Genomic DNA, 16333 nt, shown 5'->3' on the forward strand with positions numbered 1-16333 from the left:
GGACTACCTTCCATGCAGCAGCGAGGCGGCTCCTTCCGCCCGGCCACGCTGGATCACTTCACCGCACTGCTCCCCATCAGCACGAAAGATCGGAGCGCCTCAACATGGCCAACACCGCGGTGGCCGACCCCGAATCCGGACTGACCCGGGCCGAACTGGCCCAGCGGTACGGACTACGGGTGGCCGGGGAACGACCACCCCTGGGCGAGTACGCCCGCCGGCTGTGGGCGTACCGGCACTTCATGACCGCGTACTCGCGGGCGAAGGTCGCCTCCTCGCTGAGCAACACCCAGCTCGGCCAGCTCTGGCAGGTGCTGACACCGCTCACCAACGCGGCCGTCTACTTCCTGATCTTCGGCGTGATCCTGGCCCAGCACCGGAACGTGCCGAACTTCATCGCGTACCTGTGCACGGGCATCTTCATCTTCATCTTCACGCAGACGGCGGCGACGAACGGCGTCAGCGCGATCACCGGCAACCTGGGCCTGATCCGGGCGCTGCAGTTCCCCCGGGCCGCGCTGCCGATCACGGTGACGCTGGTGCAGCTCCAGCAGCTGCTCATGTCGATGGTCGTGCTTGCCGCCATCGTGCTGATCACCGGCGAGCCGATCACCCTGCGGTGGGTGCTGATCGCGCCGATACTGCTGCTCCAGACGATCTTCAACGTCGGACTGAGCATGGTCATGGCCCGCCTCGGCTCCAAGGCCACCGACCTCAAGCAGATCATGCCGTTCGTGATGCGCACCTGGCTGTACGCCTCCGGCGTGCTCTACCCGGTGGCGCTCATCCGCCAGCACCTGCCGGGCTGGGCGGCGAACGTCCTGGAGTGGAACCCACCGCTGGTCTTCATCGAGCTGGCCCGCTACGCGCTGCTCGACTCGCACCAGGCGAACCTGATCAGCTCGCCGCTGAAGCTGTGGACGCTCGGCCTGTTCTGGGCGGTCGTGATGGGCGTCGGCGGGTTCGTCTACTTCTGGCGCGGAGAGAAGGAGTACGGCCGTGGCTGAGCAGACCCTGCCGCTGAACGCCGGCCCGGTGACCGACTCGGGTCGCGTCCCCACAGTGGTGGTGGACGACGTGCACGTGATCTACCGGATCCACAAGGGCGCGAGCGGCGGCACCACGCCGGTCTCCGCGCTCAAGCGGATCGTCTCCCGCACCAAGGCGCCGAACATCCGCGAGGTGCACGCGGTGAAGGGCGTGAGCTTCACCGCGTACGAGGGTGAGGCGATCGGCCTGATCGGCAGCAACGGCTCCGGCAAGTCCACACTGCTGCGGGCCATCGCCGGGCTGCTCCCGCCGGCCCGCGGCGCGGTCTACACGAAGGGCCAGCCGTCGCTGCTCGGGGTGAACGCCGCGCTGCTCAACGACCTGTCCGGCGAGCGCAACGTGGTGCTCGGCTGCCTGGCCATGGGCATGCAGCCGGAGGAGGTCAGGCGGATCGCCCCGGAGATCATCGAGTTCTCCGGGATCAACGAGCGCGGCGACTTCGCCTCGCTGCCGATGCGCACCTACTCCTCCGGCATGGGCGCCCGGCTGCGCTTCGCGATCTCCTCGGCGAAGAAGCACGACGTGCTGCTCATCGACGAGGCGCTGGCCACCGGCGACCGCAAGTTCCGGGTCCGCAGCGAGCAGCGGGTCCGCGAGCTGCGCGACAGCGCCGGCACGGTCTTCCTGGTCAGCCACTCGATCGGCTCGATCCGGGACACCTGCGAGCGGACCATCTGGCTGGAGAGCGGCGTCCTGAAGATGGACGGCCCCACCAAGGAGGTCTGCGACGCGTACGAGAACCAGAAGTAGCGCGCCGGAGCGCACCGCACCGGGTTCCGCCCGCGGCGGTGCGCTCCGGCGTCCGCGTTAAGGTTTTCGGATCCATCCCCTTTCACCCAGAGTGAGGTACGGCAATGACGCAGGACCACACCACCGCACCGGACGCCACGCCGGCGAGCCCGGCACCCTGGCGCCCCGCACGTACGGTGGCCGTGATCCTCGCCGGGGGGACCGGCACGCGCCTCGGGCTGGGCATCCCGAAGCAGCTCCTCAAGATCGCCGGTAAGCCGATCATCGAGCACACGCTGGCCGTCTTCGAGGCCGCGGCCGAGATCGACGAGATCATCGTGCTGATGGCGACCGGGCACGTGGACGACGCGCAGCGCATCGTCGCCGACGCCGGCTTCCGCAAGGTCAGCAAGGTGATCGAGGGCGGCGAGACCCGCAACGACACCACCCGCATCGCGCTCGACGCGGTCGGCGAGGGCGACGTCAACATCCTCTTCCACGACGCGGTCCGCCCGCTGGTCAGCGCCCGGATCGTGCGCGAGTGCGTGAACGCGCTCTGGACCTACTCGGCGGTGGACGTGGCCATCCCGTCCGCCGACACGATCGTCCAGGTGGACGCGGACGACTGCATCACCGACATCCCGGTCCGCGCCCGGCTGCGCCGCGGCCAGACCCCGCAGGCGTTCCGCTCCGGCACGATCCGCGAGGCGTACCGCCGCGCCGAGGGCGACCCCGACTTCGCCGCCACCGACGACTGCGGCGTGGTGCTGCGCTACCTGCCCGGCACGCCGATCAAGGTGATCGACGGCTCGGACGAGAACATCAAGGTCACCCACCCGGTCGACGTGCACCTGGCCGACAAGCTGTTCCAGCTCGCCGCCGCCCAGGCGCCCCGGCTGACCGACCACCGCAGCTACGCCGAGGAGCTGACCGGCCGGACCATCGTGGTCTTCGGCGGCAGCTACGGCATCGGCCACGACCTGGCCGAGCTGGCCCGCGGCTACGGCGCCCAGGTCTTCCCGTTCAGCCGCTCCACCACCGGCACGCACGTCGAGCGCGGCGAGGACGTGGCCGCCGCGCTGAAGACCGCGTTCGAGGCGACCGGCCGGATCGACCACGTGGTGGTCACGGCCGGCATCCTGGAGAAGGGCGCGCTGGCCGAGATGGACGAGGAGACGATGGACCGTCTCCTGCACGTCAACTTCGTCGGCCCGGTCACCATCGCGCGCCAGTCGCTGCCGTACCTCCAGCAGACCAAGGGCCAGTTGCTGCTCTACACGTCCAGCTCCTACACCCGCGGCCGGGCCCGCTACGCGCTCTACTCGGCCACCAAGGCCGCGCTGGTCAACCTGACCCAGGCGCTCGCCGACGAATGGGCCGAGTTCGGCGTACGGGTCAACTGCGTCAACCCGGAGCGCACCGCCACCCCGATGCGGACGCGGGCGTTCGGCGAGGAGCCGGAGCACACGCTGCTCTCCTCCGAGGCGGTCGCGCAGGCGTCCCTGGACGTGCTGATCTCCGAGCTGACCGGCCAGGTGGTCGACGTACGCCGGTCCCCCGGCGAGCAGGTGGCCGCGGTACCGGCCCAGCCGGGCCCGCACCGGTCCGAGCTGTCCGCCGACGCCTGAACCCGACGGGACGTACCAGATGCGTGGTGACCTGGTCCGCAAGCTGCTCGCCCGGGTGCTGACCACCGGGCTGGCGGTGCTGGCCTTCCTCGTCGTGGCGCTCACCGGGGCCACCGGCTGGGGCCTGGCCCTGGCCGTCGCGGCCCTCGCCGCCACCGCGTGGGAGCGCCGCGTCCGGCCGTCGGCCGACGGTCTCGCCGAGACGGTGCTCGTCGCCGCCGGCATCCTCGTCGGCTACAGCCGTCGCCTCGACGACGGCTTCGACCCGGCCCTCGCGGCCACCGCGCTCGTCCTGCTCGGCCTGGTGCTGCTGGTCGGCCCGCTGCGACAGGCCGGCGCGCTGGAGATCCGGGCGGCGAACCTCCCGGTCCGCACGTGGACGCCGGTCGTGGCCGCCCGGCTCGGCGACGCGCTGCTGGTGCTGCTCGCCCTGGTGGCGCTCGCCGCTGCCCTGGCCCTGCCGGCCGTCACGGCGCTCGCCGCCACGCTGCTCGTCGGCGCCGGCTGCGGGGCGGTCGCGCTCGACCTCGCCCGGCGCCGGTTCCGGCCGCCCGCCGGAGGTGGCCCGGTCGGCCGCGCCCTGCGCCGCCACCAGCCCGAGTTCGTGCTGCACTTCTCCGCCCCACCCGGCTCGGAATATCAGGTCACCATGTGGCTGCCGTACCTGGAGCGGATCGGGCGCCCGTTCGTGGTGGTGCTGCGCGAGCCGGAACTCCTGCCCGCGGTCGCCGCCGCCACCCGCGCCCCGGTGGTCCTCTGTCCCACGCTGAAGGCGCTGGACGAGGCACTGGTGCCCAGCCTGCGCGTGGCGTTCTACGTCAACCACGGCGCGAAGAACGCCCACCTGATCCGGTTCAACCAGCTCACCCACGTGCAGCTGCACCACGGCGACAGCGACAAGGCGCCGAGCGCCAACCCGGTCTCGGCCATCTTCGACAAGATCTTCGTGGCCGGGCAGGCGGCTATCGACAGGTACGCCCGCGCCGGCGTGGAGATCCCCGCCGACAAGTTCGTCGTGGTCGGTCGTCCCCAGGTCGAGGCGATCGAGGTACGCCGAAAGCCGGTCACCTCGTCGGCGCATCCCACGGTCCTCTACACCCCGACCTGGACCGGGCACCACGCCGACGCCAACTACTGCTCGCTGCCGGTGGCCGAGACGCTGATCCGCCGGCTGATCGACCGCGGGGTCGCGGTGATCCTGCGCGCCCACCCGTACACCGACAAGAACCCGGGCTCGGCCCGTCAGCTCGCACGGCTCACCGAACTGCTCGCCGCCGACCGGGCCAAGACCGGCCGGCCGCACCTGTGGGGCGCCGCCGCGAGCCGCGAGCTGACGCTCACCGAGTGCGTCAACCGCGCCGACGCGCTGGTCTCCGACGTCTCCGGGGTCATCTCCGACTGGCTCTACTCCGGCAAGCCGTACGCGGTCACCGACACCGGCGCCGACGGCGAGCACTTCGTCGAGCGGTTCCCGCTCGCCGCGTCCGGCTACGTGCTGCGGCGGGACATGTCGAACGTGGACGAGGTGCTCACCGACCTGCTGGCCGCCGACCCGAAGGCGGCGCAGCGCTGGGCGGCGCGGACGCGCTACCTGGGTGACTTCCCCGCCGACGGGTACGCCGAGGCGTTCCTCGCCGCCGCCCGCCGGGAGCTGGAACCCGACCGGGCGGTCCCGGCGCCACGCGCCGTGGTGTAGGCCCGCTCAGAGGTACGGGTCGAGCAGGGCGAGCACCGCAGCCGGGTCCTCGACGTGCGCGCTGTGGCCCAGCCCGGGCAGCGTGGCCACCGGCACGCCCAGCTCCTTGAGCTGCGCGTCGGTCACCAGCGGGTCCAGCTCGCCCCGGGCCAGCAGCACCGGCACATCGGTGGCCCCCAGCAGAGCCGGCAGCCGGGGCTCACCGACCGCGAACGCGGCCGGGTCCATCGCGAGCCGCCAGCGGCCGTCCTCCCGCCGCAGCCCCGCCTCCACCACCGGATGGTCCGGGGCGAACAGCCCGGCGAGCCCGGACACCCGCAGGTAGCGGCGGGCCGCCTCGTCGCGGGTGGCGAACCAGGTGACCGGCCGGGCGGCCAGCTCCGCCGACTTCGCCAGCTCGGCCGGGGACCAGACCGCCTTGATGCCGAGCCCCACCACCGCGTCGATCGGAAGACCCCGCTGCCGGGCGGCGAGCGCCAGCGCCACCATCCCGCCGAGCGAGTGCCCGAGCAGCACGAGCCGGTCGTCGGGACCGAGCCGGACCGGGCCGAGCCCGTCGGCCACGCGCTGGGCCAGCGCCTCGAACGAGTAGCCGTCGAGCGGCGGCGACCAGCCGTGACCGGCCAGATCGGGGGCGAGCCAGCGGCCGGGCCAGCGGCGTTCCAGCAGCGGCGCCCAGGGCAGCCACACCTCGCCGGTGGCACCCATGCCGTGCAGGAGAACCAGATGCCGGTCACCCGTCGTATCGCCCATTGACGCAGTCTGCCACCGCCCGCCCCGCCCACGCGAGACGCGAACCCCCACGACGCGCTCCGCCCTGCCGCCCTCTCCGCGCGCGATCTTGCACTTCGGCACCCCCGCATACCTCGCCAACCGGGCGACTCGCGGGCCCGAACCGCAAGATCGCGGGGCGGGACGGTGACAGCGACGAAGGCCGGCCCCCGGAGCGGAGTGCCGGCCTTCGTGCTGGGACGGTCAGGCGGAGTAGCCACGGCTGGCGATCCAGTGCGCCAGGTCGATCGTGGTGACCCAGTACGACGGCAGCGACGGGTCGGCCGAGTCGGCGATCCGTACGAGCCGGCCGTCGTTCTTGTAGCCGACCACGGCGACGTAGTGACCGCCCGGGAACGAGTGCCAGCCGCCGTTGGTGTCGGTGACGTCACCGGCCACGTTGGCGACGACCGCGCGGCCGTTGCTGATCGCCTCGACCACGTCGGCCTGGAGCCGGTCCATCTGAGCCGGGGTGGCCGAGCCGGCGGGAATCATGCGGGTCCGGTACGGGTTGCCCTTGACCTGCTGGTTGAGCACTCGGGTGGTGTCCTCGGCCGAGTTGGTGCCCATCTCGGTGGTGCCGAGCGGGCCGGCGAGCGCGTCCTGGCTGCGCTCGATGCCGGTAGCGCTGAGCGCGTTGCGCACGGCGGCCGGGCCGCAGTAGAAGTAGTTGATCTGCGCCTGGTAGGCGTAGTCCAGCGCCTTGCTCGACGGCGGCTTCGGCTTTGCCTTCGCAGTGGTGTCCGGGTCCGCCGCCGCCTTCGCCGACGGGGAGGCGCTGGACGACGCGCTCGGCGCGGCGGAGGCACTGGGCGACGCCGGCGGGACGGCGGTCCGGGCCCCGCCGCGGCCGGCGGGCTGCTCGCCGAGGCGGGCGGCGCCGAGTTCGGCGACCGATGCGGTGTTCTCCTGGACCGGCGCGTCGTCACCAACGGTGGCGACGGCGCCGGCGCCGACGGCCAGCACGAGCGCGGCGGCCGATCCGGCGATCATCTGGTACGGGCGTTCGGTGACGATCCGTCGTAGCTGACGCTTCAGGTGGTGCTTCACGAAATCCTCCACGGGGCGTGAGCGGCGCACGCCGGCCCGGCACGCGGAGGAACTCACGCGTGCCGGCGGGGCCGGATGGCCGGGGGATCGGGAACGCCCGTGACGCCGGGCGCCCAAGGGGGCGGTCGCGGTCGCGCGTCAGGCGAGCGCGGGCGTTACGTCGCCGTGGAGGCGGCGGGACGATCGGGGGGTGGGCACGAGGTCGGTGCTCCTTCCGTGGCCGCCGACCGGGTTAGCTGACGGATTCGGGCGGGAAGTACGCCCTACCGCGAGCCGTGGGCTCGCGGATTCACCCCGATGTTGCTCATGGGTCCCCGGTTCGTGAGACACGATTGGGCGGGTCGGCGCGGCGTCGCCGTCGGCGATCGGTTACCGCTTCGACGCGCCGACACTACCGGCGGGTATTGCCCCCTGCCAAACGTCCCCACCTGGGCAAACGTGATCCGCGATAACGGATTTCGGAACAGCCGGTTACTGACTTCGCTCGATGGGACAAGCGGTTTTCACGTCACCTCGCGGCGGAAAGCGGACAGACGGCGACCAGCCGACCCGCAATCGCGTGACTCGATGGCCCGTTCTGCGCGCGGCGTCCGATTCGGCGTCCCCTGTCGCCGGGCCCACCACATTCCGGGTAACGATTCGGTCGAGACGACCGTCTCAGCCCACCCGGGCCGGACGCCACCGGGCACGCCGGACCGGTACGGGCACCGGCAGCGGGTTCGTCGCCGCGCTCCGGTACGCCGGAACGGGCCACAGCGCCGCGCTGGCCGCGTACGCCTCAGCGGCGAGCGCACGGGCGGCCCCGGCGGCCAGTTCCGCGTCCCGCCAGGCCTGCCGCTCCCGCGCGGCGGCGCTCTCCCACCCGGCCCGGCGCCCGTCCCGGACGGTGCGGGCCAGCACGATCTCCTGCTCGGCCGGGTGCCGGCGCGGATCCCAGCCGTTGCGGCGGGCCAGCACGTCGGCGAGCTGACGGGCGCTCAGGTCGCCCCGCCAGTGCGCCGTCATGGCGGCGTGGCGCAGCCAGCGCTCCCGGGTCGCGTACTCGGCAGGGGTCCGGGGTGTGCGCGGGGCGGCCAGCGCGGCGGCGCCGGCCAGGCGCCGGGCGGCGCCGTCCGCCTCGTCGTACGCGGTCCAGGCCCGGTCCGCCTCGTCCTGCGCGGCCAGCCACTGCTCCCGGCGGCGCCGGGCCGTCTGGGTGGCCCCGGCGGCGGCCACCGCCACCTCCTCGGCGTACCGGATCAGGTCGTCGCGGCCGACGGCGTCGGCGTCGGCCGGCTCGGGGGCGGCCTCCGGCGCGGCGTCGCGTTCGGGCCGGGCCACGAGCGCGGCGAGCAGGCCGAGGGCGAGCAGCAGCAGGAAGGACCAGATGGCGGCGGCCTCGGGCACGGAGATGAGGAAGTGGTACAGAGCAGTCTGCGACATGGTCGGCACCTCACGGGAAGGACCTGGCGGGAGGACCGCACGACCGGCCGGGGCGTGCCGCGGAGCGGCAGGGCGGCGGGTGCGGGGCGTGGGTTCGGTGGGTGCGTGGAACGGGTGCGGCCCGTGGGTGGATCAGCGGGCGGGCGGGGCCCGCGGGCCGGCCGGCGCGGCGACCCGGCCCGCCGCCACGGGTACAAATTACCGCCGATCCCCCACCGGCGCACCGCCCCACGGCGTGTCGCGGATCGACCGGCCGACGGGGAACGTGGTCAGTCCGGGTGACGCCGCGCGGTCGCGGCGGGACGAGCCGATCAGGCGCATCATCGGCACCTCCACCCAGCGGTGCAGCGCGGCGGCCAGCGCGAGCGTGACCACCAGGAAGCCGAGCACCGCGAGCGGGCCGCGCCAGCCGGTCAGCCCGGTCCCCCAGTGCCCGGTCAGCCGCAGCACGGTGACCATGACCAGCACGTGGACCAGGTAGAACGCGAACGAGACCTCGCCGAGCCAGACCATCGCGCGGGACCGCCAGGGGGTGGGCAGGCCGCGCACGTCCGCGTCCGCCGCGGCGGCGATGACCAGCAGGTACGCCACCGCGAGCAGGGCGGCCCAGAACTCGGCCGGGATCCACAGCGCGGCGACCACCCAGGTGGCGACGAAGACGCCGGTGGCGACGGCGAGGTTGGGTCCGCGCCAGCGGCGCCGGCGCATCAGCTCGGCGGCGGCCACCCCCATCCAGAACTCCAGCGACCGGGTCACCGGGAAGATCTGGGTGAACCACCACCGCTGCTCCTCGGGCACCAGCTGCTGGCCGGGCCACAGCGCCAGGATGAGCAGCGGCGCCGCGACCAGCACGGTCCGCAGCACCCCGGTACGGGCGCGGCGCAGCCACGGCACCACGAGCGGCAGGCACAGGTAGAAGGCCAGCTCGCAGGAGAGCGACCAGCTCACGTTGTTGACGCTGTAGAAGTAGCCGCCCAGCGGGATCCACGCCTGGACCAGGAAGAAGTTGGCGATCGCGGCCCACGGCACGATCGGGTCGGCGAACCAGGCCGCGACCGCCAGCGCGGCCACGAACGTCACCACGTGGTTCGGGTAGATCTTGGCGAGCCGGCGGCGCAGGAACGTCCACGCGCGTTCCCCGTCCCGGTACGACCAGACCAGCACGAACCCGCTGAGGATGAAGAAGAACTCCACGCCGGACAGGCCGAGGCTGAACGCCTTGTCCATCACCGGCTTCAGGTGCGGCTCGGCGATGATCCCCATGGTGCCGGCGTGGAAGGCGAAGACCAGCAGCGCGGCGACCCACCGCAATCCGGTCAGCGACGGCAGTCGTGGGGCACGGGTGACGGTCGGCGCGCTGGTCATTCCGGGCACCCTACCCCGGGGAACCGGGACGTTCCCGGCGAGCCGACGTCCAGCGGACCACCCAGGGGCGGCGGATAGGATTCCGTTCCTGCACGCGCGGGCACCCACCCGGCTCTCGCCCGCACGTCGTGCCGTACGGAAGGTGAGCGAACCGGATGCACCAGCGGATCCTGCTCCGCGCCCGCAAGGGCGCGTTCGACGTCCTCACGCCGGAGGAGACGTTCGCCGGCAACTGGATCGGGGACAACAGCGGCAACCTGGTCTTCAGCCACGCCGCGCACAAGCTGCTCGCCACGTCCACGGCCGAGATCACGCCGACCCGCACCCCGGCCGACCCGCGCCTGGCTGACGAGATCAACGAGCGGTACGACGTCTTCGTGGTTCCGCTGGCGAACGCGTTCCGCCGCAGCTTCGTGCACCGCCTGACGCCGCTGACCAGGCTGATCGAGCGACTGAAGATCCCGGTGGTGGTGCTCGGCGTCGGCGTGCAGACGAACGTCGACGGCGACCGCGAGTACCTGCGGCCGATCGACGAGCCGGTGCGCGCGTTCTGCAAGGCCGTGCTGGACCGGTCGCACAGCATCGGCGTGCGCGGTGAGGTGACCGAGAGCTACCTCAACGCGCTGGGCTTCTCCGCGGTGGAGCAGATCGGCTGCCCGTCGATGTTCCTGCACGGCGACTCGTTCCACCTGGAGAAGACCCGCCCGGAGCTGACCGCCGAGTCGAAGATCGCGATCAACGTCTCCCCGTACGTCCGCTCGATGGCCTCGGTGGTCCGCCACCACCAGGAGCGCTACCCGAACCTCTGCTACGTGCCGCAGGACCTGCGGACACTCGGCACCCTGCTCTACGGCGACGCGCCCGAGCACCGGGGCCAGAGCAGCGACATCCCGCTGCACACCTCGCACCGGCTGTTCGCCGAGGACAAGGTGCGCATGTTCGTCGACCCGTGGACCTGGTTCTCGCACCTGTCCGGGTACGACTTCGCGTTCGGCACCCGCATCCACGGCACCATCAGCGCGCTCGTCGCCGGCACGCCCGGCTACCTGTTCGCCCACGACTCGCGCACCCTGGAACTGGCCCGCTACTTCGGCATCCCGCACCGGATCATGCGGGACGTGCCGGCCGACGTCGACGCCGCCGACCTCTACGCGGAGGCCGACTACACCGCGCTGAACGACGGCCACAAGGCCCGCTTCGAGACGATCACCGCGTTCCTGCGCAAGCACGACCTCGGCACCTCGTTCGCCGACGGCGACAGCGCCGCGCGCTTCGACCGCCGGGTCGGCGAAACGGTGTTCCCGCCGGCTGTCCGGCCCGCCGCCACCACCCCACCGGCCGAACTGCTGACCCGCATCGAGCGGCTGCGCGACGAGAACGCCAAGCTCACCGCCACCCTCGACGCGATGCGCTCGCAGCAGCTCCGGGAGCGGATCAAGCAGGCCGTCCCGGGCAAGGTTCGCCGGATGCTGCGGCGCTGATCGTCGTACGCCTGTTCGAGCGCGGGGTACGATCGGCTGCGTGTCCGACGCGTACCAGCCCTCGATACTCGACCTGGCCGAGCAGGGCCCGGCCCTGGGCCCGCTCGCCGGGGTGCTGCGCCGGCACGAGCTGAGCCGGGGCGCCTGGGTCGACCACCTGCCCGGCTGGGTGCGCGGCTCCGACGCGGTGCTCGACACGCTGCGCCACGACGTGCCCTGGCGGGCCGAGCGCCGCACCATGTACGACACCGAGGTCGACGTGCCCCGGCTGCTCTGCTGGTACGCCGCCGGCCGGCCGCTGCCGCACCCGGTGCTCACCGCCGCCCGCGACGCGCTCACCCGGCACTACGCGCCCGAACTGGGCGAGCCGTTCGTCACCGCCGGCATGTGCCTCTACCGCGACGGCCACGACAGCGTGGCCTGGCACGGCGACACCCAGGGCCGCTCCGCCCACACCGACACCATGGTGGCGATCGTCTCGTTCGGCTCCCCGCGCGCGCTGCTGCTGCGCCCTCGCGGCGGGGGCGGCGGCAGCCTGCGGTTCCCGCTCGGCCACGGCGACCTCGTCGTGATGGGTGGCTCCTGCCAGCGCACCTGGGAACACGCGGTGCCGAAGACCACCCGCCCGGTGGGCCCCCGAATCAGCGTCCAGTTCCGTCCCACCGGCGTCGCCTGAGCCCGGGCCGGGCCCACGGCCCCGCAGGGCACCTGCTAGAAACAACTCTCAGGGTCGATCACGCCCCCGTCACCCGATGACGCGAAGGGCGCCCGATGTCCGAGTCCCCCACTTCCCGCTGGTCCCCGTGGATCCTGCACGGCGACGGTCGCCAGGTACGCCCCGGCGACGTGGTCGCGCCCGACGAGCGGCTCTCCTGGCCGCGCACCATCGGCGTCGGCGTGCAGCACGTGGTCGCCATGTTCGGCGCCACCTTCACCGTCCCGCTGATCACCGGCTTCCCGCCCGCCACCACGCTGCTCTTCTCCGGCCTCGGCACGCTGCTGTTCCTGCTGATCACCGGCAACCGGCTGCCGTCGTACCTCGGCTCGTCGTTCGCGTTCATCGCGCCGGTGCTGGCGGCGAAGACCGACGGCGGCATCGGCGCGGCCCTCGGCGGCATCGTGGTCGCGGGCGTCGCGCTCGCGCTCGTCGGCGTGGTGGTGCAGGTCGCCGGCTCCCGCTGGATCGACGCCCTCATGCCGCCGGTCGTCACCGGCGCGATCGTCATGCTGATCGGCCTCAACCTCGCGCCGGTGGCCTGGGACGGCGGCGGCTCCGGCACCGGCGTGAAGGCGCAGCCGCTGATCGCCGTGGTCACGCTCGCCGCGATCCTGCTCACCACAGTGCTGTTCCGCGGCTTCGTGGCGCGGCTGTCGATCCTCATCGGCGTGGTGGTCGGCTGGGTGCTCGCCGCACTGACCGGCAACCTCGACCAGCAGGCGGTCAGCGGCCTGCGCCAGGCGGCCTGGATCGGTTTCCCCGAGTTCCACACGCCGACCTTCGACGTGCGCGCCGTCGTGCTGGTCATCCCGGTGATCCTGGTGCTGATCGCGGAGAACGCCGGGCACGTGAAGGCGGTCGCCGCGATGACCGGCCGCAACCTGGATCGCGACATGGGCCGGGCGCTGCTCGGCGACGGCGTCGCGACGGTGCTGGCCGGCTCCGGTGGCGGTTCCGGCACCACCACGTACGCGGAGAACATCGGCGTGATGGCGGCGACCCGCGTCTACTCCACGGCCGCGTACTGGGTGGCCGGCGGCACGGCGATCCTGCTCGGGCTCTGCCCGAAGTTCGGCGCGCTGATCCTGACCGTCCCGGCCGGCGTGCTCGGTGGCGCCACCACCGCCCTGTACGGCCTGATCGCCATCCTGGGCGCCCGGATCTGGATCGAGAGCCGGGTCGACTTCCACGACCCGATCAACCTGTTCACCGCCGCGGTGGCGGTGATCATCGGCGCCGCCAACTACACGCTGACGGCCGGCGACCTGTCGTTCAATGGCATCGCGCTGGGCACCACCGCCGCCCTGGTCATCTACCACGGCATGCGCCTGATCGCCCGCCTGCGCGGCACCACCCCCCAGTCCCGCCAGTCCCCCGACCCCGAACTCTGACCCCGCGGGGGCTTTCAGCCCCGCCCTCGCCCGCCCTCGCCCGCCCTCGCCCCGTTGATCATGAAGTTAGCGGCACAAATTGCCCGATTCACGCCCGCCAACTTCATGGTCAACGGGCAATGGGGGTGCGATCGAGGCACCCGGAGGGCCCGACCACGTCGATCATGAGGTTAGCGGCATTTAGTGTCCGTTTTGTCGCCGCTAACCTCATGATCGACCGTGCAGGGTGAGGGCGAGTGCCCAGACACCCGGAACTCGCCAGCCGCCCAGGGCGCCCAGTCCGCCAGGGGCGCCCGCTGCGGTGATCAAGGAGTTTGCGGTCGCGGAAGGCGTGAAAAGGCCGCTAACTCCTTGATCAACCGAGTTGGGAGGGGCCGGGAAGGGCGCAGCGGCAAGGGCGGGGAGGGCGGGTCGGGTGGCCTGAGGGCTGGGCGGCCAGGACCAGGCCGTCGGGCGGGGTGCGGGCGATGGCGGCAGACGAGCGAGAGCGACCGACCGGTTGGGGCGGGTGGGCCGGGCCACCCGCCCCTGCCTCGTCAGTCGCGGTCGATGTGGTGGCCTACGACGGTGGGGCCGAGCATCACGGCGAAACCGGAGCCGTCGCGGCGCGGGTCAGCCGGGGGCAGCTCCACCGGGTCGCCGGTGGCGGTCGCACCCACCGGCCGCGGACCGATCCACGCCACCGACAGGTCCTCCTCACCCTTGAGGAACCGCTGCGCGCGGACGCCGCCGGTCGCCCTTCCCTTCGCCGGGTACGCCTTGAACGGCGTCACCTTCACCGTGGCGCCGGTCGAGGTGACCACCATCGGCTCGCCGTGCGCCGCGTCGTCGGTGCGGATCGCGCCGAAGAAGACCGCCCGTGCGTCGCCCGGCAGGTTGATGCCGGCCATGCCGCCGCCCTTGAGCCCTTGCGGGCGCACCACCGATGCGGCGAAGCGCAGCAGCGACGCCTCCGAGGAGACGAACGCCAGTGTCTCGGCGCCGTCGGTCAGCCAGGTCGCGCCGACCACCTCGTCGCCGTCGCGCAGCGAGATCACCTCGAACTCGTCGGAGCGGACCGGCCAGTCCGGGGCGCACACCTTGACGACGCCCGCCCGGGTACCGAGCGCCAGGCCGGGCGACCCCTGCGCGGACGGCCCCAGCGGCGCGAGCCCGACCACCGTCTCGCCCGGCTCCAGCGGCGCCAGCTCCGCCGCCGACATGCCGCCGCGCAGCGACACCGTGCCGGACTGCTCCGGCAGCACCGGCAGCGGCAACACGTCGATCTTGAACGCGCGGCCGGCGCTGGTCACCAGCAGCACGCGACCCCGGGCGGTGGAGTGCACGATCGCGCGTACCGCGTCGTGCTTGACCCGGCCGCTGCGCCGGCGCGCCTCGGCGGCCTCCTCCGACTCGGCCGCGGTCCGCGCCACCAACCCGGTGGCGGACAGGATCACCTGGCACGGGTCGTCGGCGACCTCCAGCGGACCGGCCGGCACCGAGGCGGCGAGCACCTCCTTGAGGTCGCCGTCGACGAGCGTGGTGCGTCGCGGCGCGCCGAACTGCTTGACCACGGCGGCCAGCTCGTCGGAGACCACCTTCCGCAGCACCTTCTCGTCGTCCAGGATCTTCGACAGCTCGGCGATCTCGCCGCGCAGCTTCTCCTGCTCGGCCTCCAGCTCCAGCCGGTCGTACTTGGTCAGCCGGCGCAGCGGGGTGTCCAGGATGTAGGCGGCCTGGATCTCGGAGAGCTTGAACCGCCGCATCAGGCCGTCCTTGGCCGCCTGGGCGTCCTCGCTGGCCCGGATCAGCTTGACCACCCGGTCGATGTCGAGCAGGGCGATCAGCAGGCCGTCGACCAGGTGCAGGCGTTCCTCCCGCTTGCGCTTGCGGTACGCGCTGCGCCGGGTCACCACCTCGTAGCGGTGCGCCAGGAACACGTCGAGCAGCTCCTTGAGCCCCAGCGTGCGGGGCTGGCCGTCGACGAGCACCAGGTTGTTCACGCCGAACGACTGCTCCAGCGGGGTGAGCCGGTAGAGGTCGGCCAGCAACGCCTGCGGGTTCACGCCGACCTTGCACTCCACCACCAGGCGGGTGCCGTTCTCCCGGTCGGTGAGGTCCTTGACGTCGGCGATGCCGGTGAGCCGCTTCGTCTTGTTCACCTCGTTGGTGATGGCCGCGATGACCTTCTCGGCACCGACCCCGTACGGCAGCTCGGTGACCGTGATGGCCTGCCGGCCACGGCTGCCCTCCAGCGGGCCGATCTCCACCCGCCCGCGCATGCGCACCACGCCGCGTCCGGTCTCGTACGCGCGGCGCACCTCGTCCAGGCCGAGCAGCAGTCCGCCGGTCGGCAGGTCGGGGCCGGGCACGAACTCCATGAGCTTGTCGAGTGTGGCGTCCGGGTGGTTGATCAGCCAGCGGGCGGCCTGGACCACCTCGCCGAGGTTGTGCGGGATCATGTTGGTGGCCATGCCGACCGCGATGCCGGAGGCGCCGTTGACGAGCAGGTTCGGGAACGCCGCCGGCAGCACCGTGGGCTGGGTCAGCGAGCCGTCGTAGTTCGGCTCGACGTCGACGGTGTCCTCGCCCAGTTCGCCGGTGAGCAGCATCGCCTCCCGGGACATCCGGGCCTCGGTGTAGCGCGCCGCGGCCGGCCCGTCGTCCGGGCTGCCGAAGTTGCCGTGCCCGTCGATGAGCGGGACGTTGAGCGAGAAGTCCTGCGCCAGCCGCACCATCGCGTCGTAGATGGCGGTGTCGCCGTGCGGGTGGTACTTGCCCATCACGTCGCCGACGATCCGGGCGCTCTTGACGTGGCCGCGGTCCGGGCGGTGGCCCTGCTCGTACATCGACCACAGGATGCGCCGGTGCACCGGCTTGAGCCCGTCGCGCGCGTCGGGCAGGGCGCGGGAGTGGATGACCGAGAACGCGTACTCCAGGTAGGAGTCCGAGACCTCGGTGACCAGCGGGTTGTCGAAGACGCGGGCGCCGGCCTGGTCGAAGGCGGCCAGATCCGCCTTCGCGCGGTCGTCCTTGCGGCGTGCCATGGTGTG

The 16333-nt window shown here is 72.6% G+C and carries 12 protein-coding genes and 1 riboswitch; of the genes, 7 read left to right on the forward strand and 5 right to left on the reverse strand.

Going from position 1 to position 16333, the window contains the following annotated elements; translation table 11 throughout:
• Positions 1-104 precede the first annotated feature (104 nt).
• From ACFYO8_RS08375 to ACFYO8_RS08390, 4 genes are all read left to right on the forward strand, one after another.
• Positions 105-1007 carry an ABC transporter permease gene (locus ACFYO8_RS08375; protein WP_354867377.1) on the forward strand — a complete coding sequence of 301 codons (903 nt, stop codon included), beginning with the start codon at positions 105-107 and terminating at the stop codon, positions 1005-1007.
• Positions 1000-1800: an ABC transporter ATP-binding protein gene (locus ACFYO8_RS08380; protein ID WP_354867380.1), complete on the forward strand. Its 801-nt coding sequence runs from the start codon at positions 1000-1002 to the stop codon at positions 1798-1800. The genes ACFYO8_RS08375 and ACFYO8_RS08380 overlap by 8 nt, the downstream gene beginning before the upstream one ends.
• Before the next feature lie 104 nt (positions 1801-1904).
• Entirely contained in the window at positions 1905-3407 is a 1503-nt protein-coding gene (locus ACFYO8_RS08385) for a bifunctional cytidylyltransferase/SDR family oxidoreductase (protein WP_354867383.1), read from the forward strand.
• 19 nt (positions 3408-3426) lie between these two features.
• A complete protein-coding gene (locus tag ACFYO8_RS08390) occupies positions 3427-5103 on the forward strand; it encodes a CDP-glycerol glycerophosphotransferase family protein (protein ID WP_387189122.1) in 1677 nt (558 codons plus the stop codon).
• 6 nt (positions 5104-5109) lie between these two features.
• Here the strand turns inward: ACFYO8_RS08390 and ACFYO8_RS08395 are convergent, their stop codons facing one another.
• The 4 genes from ACFYO8_RS08395 to ACFYO8_RS08410 all read right to left on the reverse strand — a co-directional run bounded on the left by ACFYO8_RS08395 (position 5110) and on the right by ACFYO8_RS08410 (position 9711).
• On the reverse strand, positions 5110-5856 hold the full coding sequence (locus ACFYO8_RS08395) for an alpha/beta fold hydrolase (RefSeq protein ID WP_387189121.1): 747 nt from the start codon (positions 5854-5856) through the stop codon (positions 5110-5112).
• Positions 5857-6078: 222 nt separating this feature from the next.
• Positions 6079-6936 (reverse strand): C39 family peptidase, encoded by an 858-nt coding sequence (locus tag ACFYO8_RS08400; RefSeq protein WP_387189120.1) that lies wholly within the window; start codon positions 6934-6936, stop codon positions 6079-6081.
• A gap of 194 nt (positions 6937-7130) precedes the next feature.
• A riboswitch (cyclic di-AMP (ydaO/yuaA leader) is annotated at positions 7131-7273 on the reverse strand.
• A 308-nt stretch (positions 7274-7581) separates the two neighbouring features.
• Positions 7582-8346, reverse strand: coding sequence for a hypothetical protein (locus tag ACFYO8_RS08405; protein ID WP_387189119.1), 765 nt, complete (start codon positions 8344-8346; stop codon positions 7582-7584).
• Positions 8347-8544: 198 nt separating this feature from the next.
• The gene (locus tag ACFYO8_RS08410; protein ID WP_355096845.1) at positions 8545-9711 is read right to left on the reverse strand and encodes an acyltransferase; all 1167 of its coding nucleotides are present in this window, start codon (positions 9709-9711) and stop codon (positions 8545-8547) included.
• A gap of 155 nt (positions 9712-9866) precedes the next feature.
• On the opposite strand from ACFYO8_RS08410, the gene ACFYO8_RS08415 reads away from it, so the two are divergent.
• The 3 genes from ACFYO8_RS08415 (at position 9867) to ACFYO8_RS08425 (ending at position 13301) form a co-directional block, all read left to right on the forward strand.
• Positions 9867-11192: a polysaccharide pyruvyl transferase family protein gene (locus tag ACFYO8_RS08415; RefSeq protein ID WP_354867397.1), complete on the forward strand. Its 1326-nt coding sequence runs from the start codon at positions 9867-9869 to the stop codon at positions 11190-11192.
• 40 nt (positions 11193-11232) lie between these two features.
• Positions 11233-11868, forward strand: a complete 636-nt coding sequence (locus ACFYO8_RS08420) for an alpha-ketoglutarate-dependent dioxygenase AlkB (protein ID WP_354867399.1) — start codon at positions 11233-11235, stop codon at positions 11866-11868.
• A 95-nt stretch (positions 11869-11963) separates the two neighbouring features.
• Positions 11964-13301: a solute carrier family 23 protein gene (locus ACFYO8_RS08425; protein ID WP_354867402.1), complete on the forward strand. Its 1338-nt coding sequence runs from the start codon at positions 11964-11966 to the stop codon at positions 13299-13301.
• Positions 13302-13837: 536 nt separating this feature from the next.
• Here ACFYO8_RS08425 and ACFYO8_RS08430 read toward each other — a convergent pair.
• Positions 13838-16327: a DNA topoisomerase IV subunit A gene (locus ACFYO8_RS08430; protein ID WP_354867405.1), complete on the reverse strand. Its 2490-nt coding sequence runs from the start codon at positions 16325-16327 to the stop codon at positions 13838-13840.
• Between the last annotated feature and the right edge of the window lie 6 nt (positions 16328-16333).

The organism is Micromonospora sp. NPDC005257, assembly GCF_042872445.1.
In the GTDB taxonomy this organism is placed as follows: Bacteria; Actinomycetota; Actinomycetes; order Mycobacteriales; family Micromonosporaceae; genus Micromonospora.

What these genes read in the sequence shown, in the direction of transcription:
- ACFYO8_RS08390 (WP_387189122.1), top strand. Translation starts at nt 3,427, where the DNA reads ATGCGTGGTGACCTGGTCCGCAAGCTGCTCGCCCGGGTGCTGACCACC.
- ACFYO8_RS08395 (WP_387189121.1), bottom strand. Translation starts at nt 5,856, where the DNA reads ATGGGCGATACGACGGGTGACCGGCATCTGGTTCTCCTGCACGGCATG.
- ACFYO8_RS08415 (WP_354867397.1), top strand. Translation starts at nt 9,867, where the DNA reads ATGCACCAGCGGATCCTGCTCCGCGCCCGCAAGGGCGCGTTCGACGTC.
- ACFYO8_RS08425 (WP_354867402.1), top strand. Translation starts at nt 11,964, where the DNA reads ATGTCCGAGTCCCCCACTTCCCGCTGGTCCCCGTGGATCCTGCACGGC.
- ACFYO8_RS08375 (WP_354867377.1), top strand. Translation starts at nt 105, where the DNA reads ATGGCCAACACCGCGGTGGCCGACCCCGAATCCGGACTGACCCGGGCC.
- ACFYO8_RS08385 (WP_354867383.1), top strand. Translation starts at nt 1,905, where the DNA reads ATGACGCAGGACCACACCACCGCACCGGACGCCACGCCGGCGAGCCCG.
- ACFYO8_RS08410 (WP_355096845.1), bottom strand. Translation starts at nt 9,711, where the DNA reads ATGACCAGCGCGCCGACCGTCACCCGTGCCCCACGACTGCCGTCGCTG.
- ACFYO8_RS08405 (WP_387189119.1), bottom strand. Translation starts at nt 8,346, where the DNA reads ATGTCGCAGACTGCTCTGTACCACTTCCTCATCTCCGTGCCCGAGGCC.
- ACFYO8_RS08430 (WP_354867405.1), bottom strand. Translation starts at nt 16,327, where the DNA reads ATGGCACGCCGCAAGGACGACCGCGCGAAGGCGGATCTGGCCGCCTTC.